The sequence below is a fragment of the Streptomyces sp. NPDC051921 genome (genome assembly GCF_040680975.1).
Classification (GTDB): Bacteria; Actinomycetota; Actinomycetes; order Streptomycetales; family Streptomycetaceae; genus Streptomyces.
The window spans coordinates 35,508-53,841 of record NZ_JBFAXU010000038.1; the positions used below are offsets into that span (position 1 = coordinate 35,508).

General features: G+C 71.4%; 12 protein-coding genes. 4 read left to right on the forward strand and 8 right to left on the reverse strand.

Annotation, left to right across the window (positions count from 1 at the left end; translation table 11 throughout):
• Positions 1-19: 19 nt before the first annotated feature.
• Positions 20-4,978 carry an NAD-glutamate dehydrogenase gene (locus AB0M16_RS34460; protein WP_365350149.1) on the reverse strand — a complete coding sequence of 1,653 codons (4,959 nt, stop codon included), beginning with the start codon at positions 4,976-4,978 and terminating at the stop codon, positions 20-22.
• A gap of 377 nt (positions 4,979-5,355) precedes the next feature.
• On the opposite strand from AB0M16_RS34460, the gene AB0M16_RS34465 reads away from it, so the two are divergent.
• Positions 5,356-5,913, forward strand: a complete 558-nt coding sequence (locus AB0M16_RS34465) for a DJ-1/PfpI family protein (RefSeq protein WP_365350151.1) — start codon at positions 5,356-5,358, stop codon at positions 5,911-5,913.
• 194 nt (positions 5,914-6,107) lie between these two features.
• On the opposite strand, the gene AB0M16_RS34470 is transcribed toward AB0M16_RS34465, so the two are convergent.
• Positions 6,108-6,767: an HAD family hydrolase gene (locus tag AB0M16_RS34470; RefSeq protein WP_365350153.1), complete on the reverse strand. Its 660-nt coding sequence runs from the start codon at positions 6,765-6,767 to the stop codon at positions 6,108-6,110.
• Between the two features lie 48 nt (positions 6,768-6,815).
• Positions 6,816-7,322: a hypothetical protein gene (locus AB0M16_RS34475; RefSeq protein WP_365350155.1), complete on the reverse strand. Its 507-nt coding sequence runs from the start codon at positions 7,320-7,322 to the stop codon at positions 6,816-6,818.
• A gap of 275 nt (positions 7,323-7,597) precedes the next feature.
• Between AB0M16_RS34475 and AB0M16_RS34480 the strand changes: the two genes are divergently transcribed.
• The gene (locus AB0M16_RS34480; protein WP_365350157.1) at positions 7,598-8,026 is read left to right on the forward strand and encodes an Rv3235 family protein; all 429 of its coding nucleotides are present in this window, start codon (positions 7,598-7,600) and stop codon (positions 8,024-8,026) included.
• 649 nt (positions 8,027-8,675) lie between these two features.
• Here the strand turns inward: AB0M16_RS34480 and secA are convergent.
• Positions 8,676-11,483, reverse strand: coding sequence for a preprotein translocase subunit SecA (gene secA / locus AB0M16_RS34485; protein ID WP_365350159.1), 2,808 nt, complete (start codon positions 11,481-11,483; stop codon positions 8,676-8,678).
• Positions 11,484-11,735: 252 nt separating this feature from the next.
• Between secA and AB0M16_RS34490 the strand changes: the two genes are divergently transcribed.
• Both AB0M16_RS34490 and AB0M16_RS34495 read left to right on the forward strand, forming a co-directional pair.
• A complete protein-coding gene (locus AB0M16_RS34490; protein WP_365350161.1) occupies positions 11,736-12,317 on the forward strand; it encodes a GNAT family N-acetyltransferase in 582 nt (193 codons plus the stop codon).
• 66 nt (positions 12,318-12,383) lie between these two features.
• Complete coding sequence (locus tag AB0M16_RS34495) at positions 12,384-13,547, forward strand: crosslink repair DNA glycosylase YcaQ family protein (protein WP_365350163.1); 1,164 nt, start codon at positions 12,384-12,386, stop codon at positions 13,545-13,547.
• Between the two features lie 46 nt (positions 13,548-13,593).
• Here AB0M16_RS34495 and AB0M16_RS34500 read toward each other — a convergent pair whose 3' ends face one another.
• The 4 genes from AB0M16_RS34500 to AB0M16_RS34515 all read right to left on the reverse strand — a co-directional run bounded on the left by AB0M16_RS34500 (position 13,594) and on the right by AB0M16_RS34515 (position 18,277).
• A complete protein-coding gene (locus tag AB0M16_RS34500) occupies positions 13,594-14,349 on the reverse strand; it encodes a response regulator transcription factor (RefSeq protein ID WP_365350165.1) in 756 nt (251 codons plus the stop codon).
• Positions 14,350-14,585: 236 nt separating this feature from the next.
• Entirely contained in the window at positions 14,586-15,314 is a 729-nt protein-coding gene (raiA, locus tag AB0M16_RS34505) for a ribosome-associated translation inhibitor RaiA (RefSeq protein ID WP_365350167.1), read from the reverse strand.
• 242 nt (positions 15,315-15,556) lie between these two features.
• Positions 15,557-16,387, reverse strand: a complete 831-nt coding sequence (locus AB0M16_RS34510; RefSeq protein ID WP_365350169.1) for a ComF family protein — start codon at positions 16,385-16,387, stop codon at positions 15,557-15,559.
• A 123-nt stretch (positions 16,388-16,510) separates the two neighbouring features.
• Positions 16,511-18,277: an LpqB family beta-propeller domain-containing protein gene (locus AB0M16_RS34515; protein ID WP_365350189.1), complete on the reverse strand. Its 1,767-nt coding sequence runs from the start codon at positions 18,275-18,277 to the stop codon at positions 16,511-16,513.
• Positions 18,278-18,334 lie beyond the last annotated feature (57 nt).

Genomic DNA, 18,334 nt, shown 5'->3' on the forward strand with positions numbered 1-18,334 from the left:
CCGCGTCGCCGAGCGACGGTCAGCTGTGCGTACGGAGCAGCGAGCGCATCGTCCGCATGGCGACCGACAGGTTCGCCAGGTCGAAGTCGTCCGAGCCCTGGATCTCCTCCAGGGTCGTGCGCGCCCGGCCCAGGATCGCCGCGTTGTCGTCCTCCCAGGCCTTGAACCGCTCCTCCGGGTTGGAGGTGCCGTTCCCGGCCGCGAGGACGTCGGAGGTGAGCGCCGCGTGCGCGGCGAACAGGTCCTCGCGGATGGAGGCGCGGGCCATCGACTGCCAGCGGTCGGCCCGCGGGAGCTCGATGATCCGGTCCATCAGGTCGGTGATCCGCAGCCGGTCGGCCAGGTCGTAGTAGACCTCGGCGACCGCCAGCGGGTCCTTGCCGGTGCGGTCCGCGATCGCGACGATGTCGAGCGTCGGGAAGGCCGAGGAGAACCCGGCCACGCGCAGGGCCAGCTCCTCCGGGACGCCGACCGCGGTCAGCTCCTCCAGGATCGACTCGTACCACTCCAGGTCCGCGCCGCGCAGCAGCTGCGGGAGCTTCTCCCAGACCTGCTCGACGCGATCCGAGAAGAACTCGATGGTCTCGGTGAGCTGCAGCGGCTGCGGGCGGTTGTTGAGCAGCCAGCGGGTGCCGCGCTCGACCAGACGGCGCGAGTGCAGGCGCATCCGGGTCTGGAACTCGGCCGCGACCTTGTTGTCGAGGGCCTCGACGGCGTCCCAGACCTCGCCCAGGCGGAAGATCGCGCGGGCCGCGGTCTGGGCGCGGACGATCTCCTCGATCGACGCGCCGGACTCCTCGCGGAGGCGGTGCAGGAAGGTCGAGCCACCGGCGTTGACGGTGTCGTTGACCAGGACGGTGGTGATGATCTCGCGGCGCAGCGCGTGGTTGTCGACGGCGTCCGTGAACTGCTCGCGCAGCAGCGTCGGGAAGTACGCGTGGAGCAGCCCGCGCAGGTACGGGTCGTCCGGCAGGTCCGTGCCGATCAGCTCGTCGGCCACCGTGATCTTGGTGTACGCGAGGAGGACCGCGAGCTCCGGCTGGGACAGGCCCTTGCCGGCGTTGAGCAGCTCGCGGATCTGCCGGTCGTTGGGCAGGAACTCGAGCGAGCGGTCGAGCGCCCCGTCACGGCCCAGGCGGCGCATGAAGCGCTGGTGGGCGTGGAGCAGCGACGGCGACTGGGCGACGGCGTTGGCCAGGGCCGTGTTCTGCGCGTAGTTGTTGCGCAGCACGAGCGCGCCGACCTCGTCCGTCATCTCGGCGAGGATCTTGTTGCGCTGCTTGACGGTCATGTCGCCCTCGGCGACGAGCCCGTTGAGCAGGATCTTGATGTTGACCTCGTGGTCGGAGGTGTCCACGCCGGCGCTGTTGTCGATGGCGTCGGTGTTGACCTTGCCGCCCTCGCCATCGGGTCCCCCGGCGCGGGCGAACTCGATGCGGCCCAGCTGGGTCGCGCCGAGGTTGCCGCCCTCGCCGATGACCTTGGCGCGGACGTCCTGGCCGTCGACGCGGATGGCGTCGTTGGCCTTGTCGCCGACGTCGGCGTTCGACTCGGCCGAGGACTTCACGTACGTGCCGATGCCGCCGTTCCACAGCAGGTCGACGGGCGACTGCAGGATCGCCTTCATCAGGTCGGCCGGGGTCAGCTTGGTGACGCCGGCGTCGATGCCGAGGGCGGCCCGCATGTGCGCGTTGACCGGGATCGACTTGGCCGTACGCGGGTGGATCCCGCCGCCGGCCGAGAGCAGCTCGGTGTTGTAGTCGGCCCAGGAGCTGCGCGGCAGCTCGAAGAGGCGGCGGCGCTCGGCGTAGGAGACGGCCGCGTCCGGGTTCGGGTCGATGAAGATGTGGCGGTGGTCGAAGGCCGCGACGAGACGGATGTGCTCGGAGAGCAGCATGCCGTTGCCGAAGACGTCGCCGGACATGTCGCCGACGCCGACCACGGTGAAGTCCTCGGTCTGGGTGTCGTGGCCCAGCTCGCGGAAGTGCCGCTTGACCGACTCCCAGGCACCGCGGGCGGTGATGCCCATGCCCTTGTGGTCGTAACCGGCCGAGCCGCCGGAGGCGAACGCGTCGCCCAGCCAGAAGCCGTACGCCTCGGCGACGCCGTTGGCGATGTCGGAGAAGGTCGCGGTGCCCTTGTCGGCCGCGACGACCAGGTAGGTGTCGTCCTCGTCGTGGCGGACCACGTCGACCGGGGGCACGACCTCGCCGGCGACCAGGTTGTCGGTGATGTCGAGGAGCGCGGAGATGAAGGTCTTGTACGAGGCGACGCCCTCGGCCAGCCACGCGTCACGGTCGAGCGACGGGTCCGGCAGCTGCTTGGCGACGAAGCCGCCCTTGGCGCCGACCGGCACGATGACGGTGTTCTTGACCATCTGCGCCTTGACCAGGCCGAGGATCTCGGTACGGAAGTCCTCGCGGCGGTCGGACCAGCGCAGACCGCCTCGGGCGACCTTGCCGAAGCGCAGGTGGACGCCCTCGACGCGCGGCGAGTACACCCAGATCTCGAAGGCCGGGCGCGGGGCCGGCAGGTCCGGGATGGCCTGCGGGTCGAACTTCATCGACACGTAGGGGTGCGGCTTGCCGTCGGCGGCCTTCTGGAAGAAGTTCGTTCGCAGGGTGGCCTTGATGACGGTGAGGAAGGAACGCAGGATGCGGTCCTCGTCGAGGGAGGCGACCTGGTCGAGGGCGCCGTCCAGCTCCTCCAGGAGCCCGTCGATCAGCTCGGTGCCGGCGCGCTGCCGCTCCGGCGCCATGCGGGCCTCGAAGAGGTTGACGAGCAGTCGGGTCGTGTGGACGTTGTTGCGGAGGGTGTCCTCCATGTAGTCCTGGCTGAACGTGGAACCGGCCTGGCGCAGGTACTTCGCGTAGGCGCGCAGCACCATGGCCTCGCGCCAGTTGAGCCCGGCGGACAGGACGAGCGAGTTGAAGTTGTCGTTCTCGGCCAGTCCGGTCCAGGTGGCCGAGAAGGCCTCCTGGAAGCGCTCGCGGGCGTCGTCGGCGAGGTAGTCGCCGCCGTTGCCGCCGGTCAGCGGCATCCGCAGACCGAAGTCGTAGATCCAGACGTGGGTGCGGTCGGCGCAGCGCAGCTCGTACGGGCGCTCGTCGGTGACCTCGACGCCGAGCCGGTTGAGGACCGGCAGCACGGCGGACAGCGAGATCTGCTCACCCGTCTTGTAGATCTTGAAGCGGCGCTCGCCGCTGCCGGAGGCGACCGGCTCGTACAGCGACAGCGCGAAGTCCTTGTCGCTGCCGGCCAGGGCCTCCAGGTGGCACAGGTCGGCGACGGCGGCGCGCGGCGAGTGGTCGGCCTTGTAGCCCTCGGGGAAGGCGTTGCCGTAGCGGCGCAGCAGCTCGGCGGCGCGCTCCTCGCCCAGCTCGGAGTTGAGCGCCTCGCCGAAGCCGTCGGCCCAGGAGCGGGCGGCGTCGGCGAGCCGGGACTCGATGCGGTCGACGTCGGCCTCGGTCAGCTTGCTGAGCGCGGTGCCGGGTTCGACGCGGATGACGAAGTGCAGCCGGGACAGGATCGACTCGGTGTTCCAGGCCGTGAAGTCGACGCTGGTGCCCTGGAGCTCTTCCTTCAGGATCTCGATGATCCGCAGCCGGACGCGGGTGGTGTAGCGGTCGCGCGGAAGGTAGACGAGGGCCGAGTAGTAGCGGCCGTACTCGTCCTGGCGCAGGTAGAGGCGCAGGCGCCGCCGCTCCTGCAGGTACAGGACGCTGGTGACGACGGACCGCAGCTCGTCGGCCGGGGTCTGGAAGAGCTCGTCGCGCGGGTAGGTCTCCAGGATCTGGAGCAGGTCGCGGCCGTCGTGGCTGCTCGGCGAGAAGCCGGCGCCCTCCAGGACCTCCTGGACCTTGCGCTTGACGACGGGGACGCGGCGCACGGACTCGGTGTAGGCCGCCGAGGAGAACAGGCCGAGGAAGCGGCGCTCGCCGATGACGTTGCCGTCTGCGTCGAACTTCTTCACGCCGACGTAGTCGAGGTACGAGGGGCGGTGGACGGTCGCGCGGCTGTTGGCCTTCGTCAGGATCAGCAGCTTGTGCTCGCGCGCCTTGGCGCGGGCGTCGGCGGGCAGCCGGCTGAAGGACGGCGAGACGGGGTGGGCGTGGTTGTCGTCGCCGCTGTGGTGCGGGTCGGAGCGCAGGATGCCGAGACCGGTGCCGGGGACGGCGGACAGGGCGTCGCCGTTGACCAGTTCGTACTCGCGGTAGCCGAGGAAGGTGAAGTGGTCGTCGGCGAGCCAGCGCAGCAGCTCGCGGGCCTCCTCGACCTCGGTGGGCCGCAGGTCGGACGGGGTGGGCTCGCCAGGCAGGGAGTCGGCGACGCGCAGCGCGGTGTCGCGCATCTTCTCCCAGTCCTCGACGGTCTCGCGGACGTCGGACAGGACGCGCAGCAGGTCGGCGGTGATCTGCTTGAGGTCGGCCCTGTCGGTCTCGCGGTCGATCTCGACGTGGATCCAGGACTCGGTGAGCGCGTCGTGCGGCAGCTCGCCCTTGGGCTCCTTGGCGAGCACCTCGATGAGCTTGCCCGTCACGTCACGGCGGACCATGACCTGGGGGTGGATGACGACGTGGATGCCGCGCCCCTGGCGCGACAGCTCGTTCGTCACGGAGTCGACGAGGAACGGCATGTCGTCGGTGACGACCTCGACGACGGAGTGGCTGCTGGTCCAGCCGTTCTCCTCCACCGTCGGGGTGTGGACGCGGACGTTCGCGGTGCCCTGCGGACGGTTCTCGGCGAGGCGGTAGTGCGAGAGCGCGGCGCCGAAGACGTCGTCGGCCTCACGGCCGGTGAGGTCCTCGGGCGCGGTGTGCAGGTAGTAGCGCTGGAGGTAGTCGAGCAGGGTCGCGTGGTCCGGACGCCTACCCGTCTCCGGCCCTGTCGGAAGTCGCCCCCCGACCGGGCTGTTCTCAGCTACCCGGGCGGCCCGATCGAGCAGCTCGGCCTTGGCTTCGTCCAGCTTGGTCTGCATGTCCTCTGACTCCTGTCGCGCGCCGTTGCGTGACGTCGGTGGAAAGGACACAACGCCGGGACGCGGTGGTACCGGTCGGAAGGGGCGTTGTGCCGCGATGAGAGATGTCCGGCCGCTCCTCGGCCACCGGACGAGGGATTCGCGCGAACGCACCGTCGGCCCGGCCGCTGAGGCGAACCGGGCGGAGGCCGGGGGCTGCGTTGCCCCCTTGGCGTATCGCGCTGATCACGGGAAAAGCCTATCGCTGATGCCCCCCCGGTCGTCATGAGCCTTATGTGTACAAAAGCGGGACGGGAAGTTTGACGATCTGGACAGCGACGAATGGTTCCCCGGGGCACACGACCACAGACGGATCTGACAGACCGGGGAGAGCGGCCATGGCGAAGGTCTTGATCGTGACGGGAGACGCGGCGGAGTCGCTGGAGGTGCTGTACCCGTACCAGCGTCTCCTCGAAGAGGGGTACGAGGTCGACATCGCGGCCCCGGCCCGCAAGCAGCTGCGGTTCGTGGTCCACGACTTCGAGCCCGGCTACGACACGTACACGGAGAAGCCGGGCTACACCTGGCCCGCCGACCTGGCCTTCTCGGAGGTCGACCCGGGCGAGTACGTGGCCGTCGTCATCCCGGGCGGCCGTGCGCCGGAGTACCTGCGCAACGACCCGGAGCTCCGCAAGATCCTGAAGTCCTTCTTCGACGCGGACAAGCCCGTCGCCCAGATCTGCCACGGTCCTCTCCTCACGGCCGCCCTCGGCACCCTGGAAGGCCGCCGTGTCACCGCGTACCCGGCCCTGGAGCTCGACATGCAGTCGGCGGGCGCCACCTTCCAGGACACGGCGGCGGTCGTCGACGGTCAGCTGGTGTCGTCCCGCGCCTGGCCGGACCACCCGAGCTGGATGAGGGAGTTCCTGAAGGTCCTCCGCGAGGCGAAGGCGTAGCCCGAGGGTCCGCCGTCCGCCGTCCGCCCGCCCCGCCCTGCACGTCCCGGGGCCGGGGTCACCGGCCCGGGCCGGGGTCCGTGGGCAGTCGTTCCGCGGGGGTGGCGGGTGGGTACGCACCCACCACCGGGACGCACCCGGCCCCGGGGCCGCACCCGGCCCCCGCCGCCGCTCCCGCGGACGGACGCGACGCCCTAGACCAGCTCGTCCGCCACGGCGACCGCCTCCGCCAGCGAGTCGACCACCGGCACCCCCACCCGCGCCAGCGACGCCCGGCTGTGGGACCCCCCGGTGTAGAGGACCGCGTTCGCTCCCACGAACCGCGCCGCGATCGCGTCGTCCGCCGCGTCCCCGATCACGACGACCCGCTCCGCGGGCACGCCCTCCAGCGCCGCCAGATGCCGCACCATGTGCCCGGACTTCCCGTCGGTGGACCGGTCGGTCCGCCCGTCGACCCGCACGAACCGCTCGGCGATGCCGTGCCGCCGCAGCAGCGGCAGGAGCTCCACGTGGGGCGCGAGCGAGAGCAGCGACTGCGTGGATCCGGACGCCTGCCGCGTGGCGAGCAGCTCCGCCGCACCGGCGGTCAGCCCGCAGGCCTCGGCCTGCTGCCAGTAGTGGCGGTGGAAGGCGTCGTCCATGACGATCCACTCCGCGTCGGTGGGCAGCCGCCCCATCAGACGCTCATAGAACTTCGGCACCGGCACCGTGTACAGCTCGCGGTACCGCTCCAACGTGATCTGGTCGAGTCCCAGCTCGGCGAAGGCCGCGTTGGTGGCGCCGATGACCGCGCCGATGTCGTCCAGCAGAGTGCCGTTCCAGTCCCAGACCAGGTGCTTCGCGTGCTTCCCCATGGAGAGCACCGTACCGGCCGAACAGGTGAGGGCGAGGACGTGGAGGCCTCAGCCGAGCAGGGCGGGAATCTCCTGCACGCCGTACCAGAGCAGCTCGTGGTCCTCGGCGCCGTCCACGACGAACTGGGCGTCGTCGTCGCCCTGGTCGGCCGCGCCGAGCGCGTCGGCGGCGGCGGTGACGTCCGGCTCGGCGTCGTCGGCGTCGGCGTGCACGGCCGCGGCCTTGGCCAGCGGGACGGCCCCGGCGATCCGGACCTCGCCGAGCGAGCTCGCGTCGAGCCCGCGGTCGGGGTCGGCGACGGCGTCCTTGTCGGGCACGTCCACGGCCACGACGATCCGCCGCCGGGCGGCACCGGGGTCGCCGGCGAGCAGCCGGAGCGAGGCGGCGGCGGCGCGGTTGAGCGCGGCGTACTCGAGCTCTTCGATGTCGTCGGAGACGTACCACTCGCGCAGCGCGGGGGTGACGGCGTAGGCGGTGAGCGGCCCGGGGCCGAGCTCGCCCGCCTTGTGCGCCTGTGCGAGACCGGGGAGGGTCAGGGGTACGTACACGCGCATGGCTGGCCGCTTTCGTAGTCGGGGACAGCCTCAGGATACGTGCGGAGTCCCCCTTCGGGGGCGGTGCCCCCGACCCCTGGCCGAGCCCCCGAGCGACGCCCCTCGCACGCCCATGCGCCTTTCCGGGCCCCGGTCCCCCTGATAGGTGAATCGCTCTGCGTGACGAGCGGCTCCCGACCTCGCCTTGCCGTTCGCCCCGCCCCGCCCGTAGAAGATCCCCAACGAAGTTACCGGCTGGTACGACCGGCTGACTCAGCGCTACGAACGGGGACCCGATGACCACGCCCGCGGCCACGCGCCCGCACCCCGCCCCACGCCGCCCGTCCGGCCCCGCCGGCACCCGGCCCCACGGCCGCGCGGGCACCTCCCCGCGCCGGGTGCTGCCCGCGCACGTCGTGTTCGCGGAGCGCCTGCTCGCCGTCCTGAGCGGCGAGCGCCCCGTCCACTGGATGCTCGGCCACACCATCGGCGAGGCGTACGAGCAGCTGGTCCACCTCGCCCCGGCGATGCCCTTCCGCTCCTCGGGCCCGCGACCGGTCCTCCAGCGCTGCCGGTTCCACGTCCCTGCCCCCAACACCCTGGAGGCCTGCGCCACGGTCACCACCGGCGACCGCGTCCGCGCCATGGCCTTCCGCCTCGAACGCGGCCCCGACCGCCGCTGGCGCTGCGCGGCCGTTGAACTGGACGGCCTCCCCCACACGTAACGCCGCCCCCGTTGACCCCGGGCATCCCCGAAAGAGCGCAGTCCCGGGGCCCCGGCAACGAGCACCGCCGAGACGCCCGACTCGACAGCGCATGCCGGGTGGGCGGCGTGCCGGGCCAGGTGGACCCAGCCTGTCGGGCGCCCCCGCTGCGGGGCCGCCGTCCTTGGGACGCCCGATGCCGCGTCGACACGCGCCCGCGTGGTCCGCCTCGCGCGTTGCGGCACCCCGCCCGGCGGCGGCTGCCGCACACCCTGGGCGAGCACAGCGCGCCTCACGGAGGGCTGGCGCCGGCCCGCGGGCCGGCAGCGCACCCCGGCCGCCCCCGGGACCCGGCGGGAGGCGGGAGGCGCCCAGCGGACAGCGGGGAGTCAGGGGCGGCGGGCGGGCGGCCGGCGTCGGGGCGCGTCGCGAGCGGCGGGCGCCTGGGCCCGCAGCGGGCGGCCGGGGGCGGACGGCGGGATGCCCACCGCAGGTGGCGGAGCAGGCCGACGAGATGGGGGATCCCGGCCGCAGGTGCCCCGGCGCAGTCCGCCGCTGCGGGCCGGCGCAGGCCGCCCGCCGCCGCGGCCAGCCCGTCGGCCCCCGCCCACGCGGAAGGGCCGGTCGCTCGGCGACCGGCCCTTCCTCAGTGCTCAACCACTCGCGGCGGCTACTTCTTGCGCCGACGCCCGCCCGCGCTCTTCTGTGCCTTGCGGCGCTCCGCGCGGGTCATGCCGTCGCCGGAGGAGTCGCCGTCCGAGGCGAAGTCGCCCTCGACGACCGAGCCGTCGCCATCGACCTTCGGCGCGGAGAAGTGCAGGCGGTCCGGGCGCTGCGGGGCGTCCAGGCCCTTGGCGCGGATCTCCGGGCGGCCGGCGCCGGCCGGGACCGCGTCCTGCTTCTGCAGGGACGGGGCCGCGTCCTGCACCGGGACCTCCTCGACCTGCTGCTCGACCTGGACCTCCAGGTTGAACAGGTAGCCGACGGACTCCTCCTTGATGCCCTCCATCATCGCGGAGAACATGTCGAAGCCCTCGCGCTGGTACTCGACGAGCGGGTCCTTCTGGGCCATGGCGCGCAGGCCGATGCCCTCCTGGAGGTAGTCCATCTCGTAGAGGTGCTCGCGCCACTTGCGGTCGAGGACCGAGAGGACCACGCGACGCTCCAGCTCACGCATGATCTCCGAGCCGAGCTGCTTCTCGCGCGCGTCGTACTGCTCGTGGATGTCGTCCTTGACGGACTCGGCGATGAACTCGGCGGTGATGCCCGCACGGTCGCCGACGGCGTCCTCCAGATCGTCCACGGTGACCTTCGCCGGGTAGAGCTGCTTGAACGCGGTCCACAGCCGGTCCAGGTCCCACTCCTCGGCGAAGCCGTCGGCGGTCTCCTGGCGGATGTAGTCGTCGATGGTGTCGTCCATGAAGTGGCGCACCTGCTCGTGCAGGTCCTCGCCCTCCAGGACGCGACGGCGCTCGCCGTAGATGACCTCGCGCTGCCGGTTCAGGACCTCGTCGTACTTCAGGACGTTCTTACGCGTCTCGAAGTTCTGGGACTCGACCTGGCCCTGCGCGGAGGCGATGGCCCGGGTGACCATCTTGTTCTCGATCGGCACGTCGTCCGGCACGTTGGCCATGGCCATGACGCGCTCGACCATCTGCGCCTTGAAGAGGCGCATCAGGTCGTCGCCGAGCGACAGGTAGAAGCGGGACTCGCCCGGGTCGCCCTGACGGCCGGAACGGCCACGGAGCTGGTTGTCGATACGGCGGGACTCGTGGCGCTCGGTGCCCAGGACGTACAGACCGCCGAGCTCCTTGACCTCCTCGAACTCCGCCTTCACGGCCTTCTCGGCGCGCTCCAGGGCGCCCGGGAGGGCCGCGGCCCACTCCTCGACGTGCTCGACCGGGTCGAGGCCCGCCTGGCGCAGCTCGGCCTCGGCGAGGTCGTCCGGGTTGCCACCGAGCTTGATGTCCGTACCGCGGCCGGCCATGTTCGTGGCGACGGTGACGGCGCCCCGACGACCCGCCTGGGCGACGATCGCGGCCTCGCGCTCGTGGTGCTTCGCGTTGAGCACCTCGTGCGGGATGCCGCGCTTGCTGAGCTGCTGCGACAGGTACTCGGACTTCTCGACCGAGGTGGTGCCGACGAGGACCGGCTGGCCCTTCTCGTGCTTGTCCGCGATGTCGTCGACGACGGCGGCGAACTTCGCGACCTCGGTCCGGTAGATCAGGTCCGGCTGGTCCTTGCGCTGCATGGGCTTGTTCGTCGGGATCGGGACGACGCCCAGCTTGTAGATCTGGTGGAACTCGGCCGCCTCGGTCATGGCCGTACCGGTCATGCCGGAGAGCTTGTCGTAGAGGCGGAAGAAGTTCTGGAGGGTGATCGTGGCGAGCGTCTGGTTCTCGTCCTTGATCGCCACGCCCTCCTTGGCCTCGATGGCCTGGTGCATGCCCTCGTTGTAGCGGCGGCCGGCGAGGATACGGCCGGTGTGCTCGTCGACGATCATGACCTCGCCGTCGATGACGACGTAGTCCTTGTCCTTCTTGAACAGTTCCTTGGCCTTGATGGCGTTGTTCAGGTAACCGACGAGCGGGGTGTTCACCGACTCGTACAGGTTGTCGATGCCCAGCCAGTCCTCGACCTTGGCGACGCCGGACTCGTGGATGCCGACGGTGCGCTTCTTCTCGTCGACCTCGTAGTCGCCGGTCTCCTCGATGCCCTTGAGGGGGTTGCCCGGCTCGCCCTTGACGAGGCGCGTGACGAGCTTCGCGAAGTCGCCGTACCACTTGGTGGCCTGGTCCGCCGGACCGGAGATGATCAGCGGCGTACGGGCCTCGTCGACGAGGATCGAGTCGACCTCGTCGACGCACGCGTAGTTGTGGCCGCGCTGCACGAGCTCGTCCTGGGACCACGCCATGTTGTCGCGCAGGTAGTCGAAGCCGAACTCGTTGTTCGTGCCGTACGTGATGTCGCACGCGTACTGCTCGCGGCGCTGGGCCGGCGTCATGTTGGCCAGGATGCAGCCGACGTTCAGGCCCAGGAAGCGGTGGACGCGGCCCATCATCTCGGAGTCGCGCTCGGCCAGGTAGTCGTTCACCGTGATCAGGTGGACGCCCTTGCCGGACAGCGCGTTCAGGTACGCCGGGAGGGTACCGACGAGGGTCTTGCCCTCACCGGTCTTCATCTCGGCCACGTAGCCGAGGTGGAGGGCCGCGCCGCCCATGATCTGCACGTCGTAGTGGCGCTGGCCGAGGACGCGCTTGGCGGCCTCACGGACGGTGGCGAACGCCTCCGGAAGCAGGTCGTCGAGGCTCTCGCCGTCGGCGTACCGCTGCTTGTACTCATCGGTGAGCGCCCGCAACTCGGCGTCGGAGAGGTTGACGAAGTCCTCTTCGATGGAGTTGACCTGGTCCGCGATGCGGTGCAGTTTGCGCAGGATCTTGCCTTCGCCTGCACGCATGAGCTTGTTGAAGACGGACACTGAGGCTGGTCTCCTTGCCGGTCGGGCCTGGCACTGGGTCTTGTCATGACTCGGGCGCGGGCACGGCAGGTGGTCCCCACCGCAACGGCCATCGTAAGCGAGACCGCCCTCACGAAGGGAGGCCCGCAGTGCCGGAGCTCCGTTCGCGCCCGTGACGCCTCCCGTGAATAGAGAACGCACGAGGCCGCCGGAAGGTGCCGCCCCTCCCGAAAACTGTTCGCACAGGCCTGGGCGGGTGAGCAGAATTCCGTCATGGAACCCGTGACTCTCACCACCGACCGGCTGCGCCTGCGCCCCTTCACGGCGGCAGACGTCGACGCCGTGTACGAGAACTGTCAGGACCCCGACATCCAACGCTGGACGACCGTCCCCTCGCCGTACACCCGTGCGGACGCCGAGCTCTTCGTCACCCGCATCGTTCCGGAGGGCTGGCGGCAGGACGGCGAGTACGCCTTCGCCGTCGAACCCCTGGAGGGCGGCCCGCTGGTCGCGGCCATCGGGCTGCACCTGCGCGGCCCGGGCATCCGCGAGGTCGGGTTCTGGCTGTCCAAGGAGCACCGCGGCCGGGGCTACATGACGGAGGCCGTCGGCGCCCTCGCCCGCTGGGCCTTCTCGATCGGCGTCCACCGCCTGCTGTGGCGCGCCGAGGTGGGCAACGCCCCCTCGCTCGCCGTCGCCGAGCGGGCCGGCTTCACCATCGAGGGCGTCGAGCGGGCGGGGCTCGTCCACAACGACACGGTCCGCGACTGCTGGCTCGGTGCGCTGCTCCCCTCCGACCTGGGCCTCCCTTCGCCGCTGCCGTACCTGCCGGCGAAGGCCCCGACGCGGGCCTGAGCGCCGCCCGCCCGCCCGCGTGCACGCCCCGGCCGGTTGTCAGTGCCGCCGCCTAGGCTGCGGACCATGACGACCGTCCCGCGCCCCGCCGCCGAACTGTCCGCCGACGAAGCCCGCCGGATCGCCCTGCGGGCCCAGGGGTTCCTCGGCGCACCCGACCGCCGGGCCGGGGTCCGGGGCGTGCTGCGCCATCTCGGCCAGGTCCAGCTGGACACGATCTCCGTGCTGGCCCGCTCGCACGAGCTCATCCCCTACGCGCGCCTGGGCGCGGTCGGCCGCCGCACGGTCGAGGACGCCTACTGGACCGAGGGCCACGCCTTCGAGTACTGGTCGCACGCGGCCTGCATCCTGCCCGTCGAGGAGTGGCCGCTGTTCGCCTTCCGCCGCCGCGGCTACCGCGACCGCCCGCACTGGGGCCACCAGCTGTCGGACGGGGCGTACGAGGCGGTCATCGCCCAGCTCAGGGCGGAGGGGCCGCAGACCGCGACCGAGCTCGGTGGCGCCAAGAACAAGGGCGAGTGGTGGGACTGGTCCGACTCGAAGATCGCCGTCGAGCGGGCTCTGATGTACGGCGAGGTGGTGGTCACCGAGCGGCGCGGCTGGAAGCGGGTGTACGACCTCGCCGAGCGCGCCGTACCGGACGCCCTGCTCCACGACGACCTGGACGACACGGAGTGCCTGCGTCGGCTCGTGCGTCAGGCGGGCGAGGCGCTCGGCGTCGGCACCCGGGCGGACATCGCCGACTACCACCGGATCAAGGCCGAGGCCTTCGACGCGGTGGTGGCGGACTCGGGTCTGGTCCCGGTGACGGTGGCGGGCTGGGGGAAGCCGGCCTGGGCCGATCCGGCGGCGCTGGCGACGGAGCCGCGCGGCCGGCACCGGACGACGCTGCTGTCGCCCTTCGACTCGCTGATCTGGGAGCGGGCCCGCACCGAGCGCATCTTCGGCTTCACGCACCGCCTGGAGGCGTACGTGCCGAAGCAGAAGCGGGTGTACGGGTACTTCGCGATGCCCGTCCTCGCCGGCGGCCGACTGGTCGGCCGGGTGGACCCCGCGCGCGACGGCCGGACCCTGGTCGCCCGTCAGGTCTCGCTGGAGGGCGCGAAGGCGGTGCCCGCGGTGGCGACCGCGCTGCGCGAGGCGGCCGCGTGGGTGGGCTGCGACGCGGTGGCGGTGGAGCGTGTGGACGCCCCGGAGCTCGCGCCGGAACTGCTGAAGGCCCTCGGCTGAGGGTGATCCGGTCGGGGAGAGGTCCTCGCGGTCGGCGGACACGACGTCAGCGGATCTCGAGGATCTTCTCCCGCATGGCGTAGACGACCGCCTCCATCCGGGAGTGCAGCTGCAGCTTCTCCAGGATGTTGCGGACGTGGTTCTTCACCGTGTTCTCGGAGATGAACAGCTCCTTGGCGATGTCCCGGTTGTTCATCCCCGTCGCGACGAGCTTGAGGACCTCCAGCTCGCGATCGGTCAGCCGGGGGGCCGGCACGAGCCGGCGCTCGTCGGTGCGCTGGATCATCGACTTGAACTCGGTGAGGAGCTTGGACGCCATCGACGGACTGATCTGCGACTGCCCGTCGGCGACCGCGCGGATCGCGGTGGCGACCTCGTCGGTGGAGATCTCCTTCAGGAGGTAGCCGGTCGCGCCCGCCTTGATCGCGTCGTAGAGGTCGGCCTCCTCATCGCTGATCGTGAGCATGATGATCTTCGCGCTGGGAGCGACCTCCTTGATGGAGGTGCAGGCCTCGATCCCGCCCCGCTTGGGCATCCGCACGTCCATGAGGACGATGTCGGGGAGGAGATCGGCGGCCTTGTCGACGGCCTCCGCGCCGTCACCCGCCTCGCCGACGACCTGGATGTCCTCCTCCTGCGCGAGGACGATCTCCAGACCGCGACGGAAAAGGGCGTGGTCGTCCACGACGAGGACCCTGATCGGCTCGTCCCGCGACGCGCCGTTGGCCGAATCCGATGCCTCCGGATTTGCCGGGCCGTGCTCGTCCCGCCCGCTGTGCACCGGCCCGAAGCCGTCCGCCATCGTTCCTCCCCCTGAAGGCCGTGGCCTGAAGTCGTCTTTTGGTGTCGCTTTCGGTCCTCCAACCGCTGCTCGGGGAGCACCGGTTGGCGTGCACGCCATGATTTCATGCCCCGGCGACCGCGCGGCGTTCCCGTGGGCGCGTGGGGGCGCAAAGGGGTGCCCCTGGGAGCGCGGGGGGCGCTCCAGGGGCACCGGGTGTCGTGGTCTCTGCGGTGTCGTGTTCCTGCGGCCGAGGGTCAGCCGCCCAGTGCACCGCCCGCGCCTCCGCCCTCGGCGAGCGGGTCGCTCTCGAGGTGGATGACGCCGTAGTCGTAGGCGTGCCGTCGGTAGACGACACTCGGCTGCTTCGTGTCGGAGTCGACGAAGAGATAGAAGTCGTGCCCGACCAGCTCCATCTCGTAGAGCGCCTGGTCGAGCGTCATGGGGGCGGCCCTGTGGGTCTTCTCCCGGACCACCAACGGCCCTTCGCCCTGGACCTCGATCGAGCCCATCATCGTGGTGGGCACGCCGGGCTCGTCGGCCACCAGCTCGCCGCTTCCGTTGAGCTGGGCGACACCGGGCACGACGTCAGCGACCTCGGCGGCCGACAGCCTGCCGTTGCCGCGGCGGGTGAACCGCTTGTCGTGCTGCTTGCGCAGACGCGCTTCCAGCTTGCCGTGGGCGAGGTCGAGCGCTGCGTACGGGTCGCCTGCTGCCGCTTCCGCCCGGATCACCGGGCCTCGGGAATGGACGGTGATCTCCACGCGGTCGGACCGGTCGGCCTGCCGCGGATTGTGTTCCTTGGACACCTCGACGTCGAGGCTGATCACCTTGCCGTCGAGCTTCTGGATCTTCTCCAGGTTCAGCTTCTCGGCCACGTGCTTCCGGAACCGCTCGGGCACCTCGGTCTTGCGGCCCTTGACGACGATGTCCACGCAGAACTCCGTTCCCGGATCGCTCGGTCCGGCTCCTTGGCCGGCGAGCATCTCCCTTTGCACCAGACTCCGGCGATTACCGGAGTCTCGGACTTGGCGACCTGACCTCCTCCTCCCCAGTCGACAAGCTCCCCACCCCACCAACCAGAGGTTAATTCGCCCTGAACTCCTGTCCTGTAGGCGCACCCGCGCATTCGGTGAGGCGTAGCATTCGCCATTCCTCACAACCGAACATAGCTCGTTCGGACGGGTGTCGGCACCCGCTGCGGCCAGTTAACTCCGTTCGGGTGCATTCACCTCTCACCACCTGCAACGATGCAACTTCCCCGTGAGTTCCTGTTTATTTCGAACGAGGACGGAGAGGATGCGACTACCGCGGCCTTCGGCTGTTCGAATAATGCCTCCGCCGTCCCTCCCTCCGGGCTGTCCGGTAATCCAGGAATGAACAGACGGTGTACGTCGGCACGAGCCGCCGCGAGCGCACGCGCGGCCTCCGCGAGCGACGCCCCGGTGGTCATGAGGTCGTCCACGAACACCACCCGGCCGCCCGCCCTCGCGGCCTCGTCGAGCAGCGCCACGCCGCCCGCGGGGACCTCCAGCGCACCCGCCAGGTTCGCGAGCCGGGCCCGTGCGCCGAGCCCCGCCTGGTCGGCCACCGGCCGCCGCTGCCGCAGCACCGGCACGACCCGCGCCGCCCGTCCCGCACGCCGCAGCCGGCCGGCCGCCGCCAGCGCGATCCGCCGCGTCGGATCGTGGCCACGCGCGCGCACGGAGCGCCGCGAGGACGGGACCGGTACGAGAAGCAGCGGTCCGGCCCCCGGCCCGCCAGAGGCCCGCTCGGCCGCCTCCACGGCACCGGCCAGCGCGCCGCCGAGCGGCCCGGCGAGCGCCAGCACGCCGCGCTCCTTGTGGGCCAGGATCAGCTCCCGCACCCCACCCTCGTACGCCGCCGCCGCGTGGACGGGCGGCAGCCCCCGCGGCTCGGGTGCCGGCCGCACCCTGCGGGGCCCGCTCCCGGTGAGCTCGGCCGCGCACCGCGGGCACAGCGCTGCACGGGGCCTCCCGCATCCTCCGCAGGAGACCGGCAGCACCAGTCCGGCGAACTCTCGCCACCACCCCCGCATGGATCCACTGTCCTCCCGCGGGGCCGGTCCGGCCACCCCTGTGGAAAACCCCGCCCGGACGACCGGACGGGGTTTCCACAGGCAGGGGACGAAGCGAGGGAGCGGGCAGGGAACGGCTCGGGGTCAGCCCGGATAGACCGGGGAGCTGCCTTCCTTGACCACGGGCTGCCAGTTCGCGCCGGGCACCAGGCGCACGATGCCGTCGGGCCCGGAGTCCGCGACCACCGGCGCCTGCTCGCCGTGCGGCGCGGCCACCGCCGTGACCCCGTTGAGGCCCGGCAGGACGGACGTCGTCGACGTCGAGCCGTCCGTCTGCACGTACCGCACCTGCTGCACCCCGCCGGCCTCCGTGCCGACCACCACGAGCCGGCTCGGACCGGCCCAGGACACGGCGGTGACGGATTCCAGGCGCGGCGCGGCGTTCTGCAGGTCCATGACGGACACGACCTCGTGCCCGTCGGCGTGGCTCCGCTCGACCCGACCGATCTGCAAGGTGGTCTTCTTGTCCTTGGTCACCAGCAGCGCGATGCGCACGCCGTCGGCGGAGACTCGCAGCGACTCGACGCGGGCGCCGTCCTTCAGCCACGGCGTGGTGACCTCGACCCGCTCGCCCCGGCCGCCGGGCACCAGCCACAGCCGCGGCTTCACCGGGTTGCGGTCGGCGACCCACAGGTCGCCGCGCCCGTCCCAGCTCGGCGCCGACAGGCGGTCGTCGGGCTTGAGCGCGCTGCTGACCACGACCGGCGCCGGCAGCTCCTCCTCGGTCGTCAGGGAGCCGACGCGCAGCTCGCGTCCGTCCAGCACGACACCGGCCGCCTGGCTCTCGTCGCGGTCCACCGCCACGTAGCGCAGCGGCGCCAGGCCCTTGCCGAAGGGGCCGGCCGCCTCGATCGGCCGGTCCGTCTGCCTCGCGCCGACCGACATCATCATCAGCTTGCCGTGCTCGTCCACGAAGTACGGGTTCTCGCCCCGGCGCGGGTCGCGCACCGGCGAGTACTCCTCCAGGGCCTGCCCCTTGCCGAGGCGGCACAGGGAGTTGCCGTCGCTGCCCAGGATCTCGACCTGCTCGACCCGGACCGAGGTGAGGTCTCCCAGGGTGAACAGCAGCTGCGCCGCCATGCCCTTGCAGGCCGGGGAGCTCACGTGGTCGGCCTTGGAGTTGAGCGGCACCTTCAGGGTCGACTGGTCGTCGGTCGTCAGCGTCGTGACACCGGTCCGCAGCTGGGTGCCGGACGGGAAGCGCGAGTCCACGGCCCGGCCCAGCCAGCCCGTCGGCCCCTCGAGGAGCGCCTTGACGGTCTGCGTCACCGGGTCCATGCGGGTCACCGGGTCCTGGCGCTGCCGGATGTAGACGGGGTCGGCGACCACCCAGTTCTCGCCCGAGGCGAAGTAGTACTTGTTGACCGAGCGGTAGTTGCGCAGGAAGTCCGCCTCACCGAGCACCAGGCCCTTCGGCAGGTTGTCGATGCGCCATTCCTTGCTCTTGCCGTCCGCCGAGGGCTGCTGCACCACGTGGATCGACTCGCTGAACTCGGCGGGCGCCTGCGGCTGGTACGCGTGGCTCGCGTCGACCGTCGCCAGCCGCCGCCCCGAGATCGGATAGGTGCGCCCCTTGGTCTCCGGGTCGGCCATCCGGTCGGCCTGGTCGCGGTCCGGCGCGTTGGTGAGCACCGTGATGCTCTCCTCCGGCTTCCAGGTGCGGGCCGCCTGCTTCGTCAGGTACTTCCGCGCCGTGGCAAAGCCGGGGTCGTCACTCGTCATGGCCTCCAGGAAGCCGTCGACGATCTCGTCCGGATCCGCGTTCTCGCGCGGCGCGACGGCGTACACCCGCACCTGCGAGTCGCCCGGGTTGGACGCCTTCACCAGGCGCACGTCACCGCTGTCGGGCATGGTCGCGCAGCCGGCCACCAGCAGCGAACCGCAGGCCGCGAGAACCGCGCCCCGCAC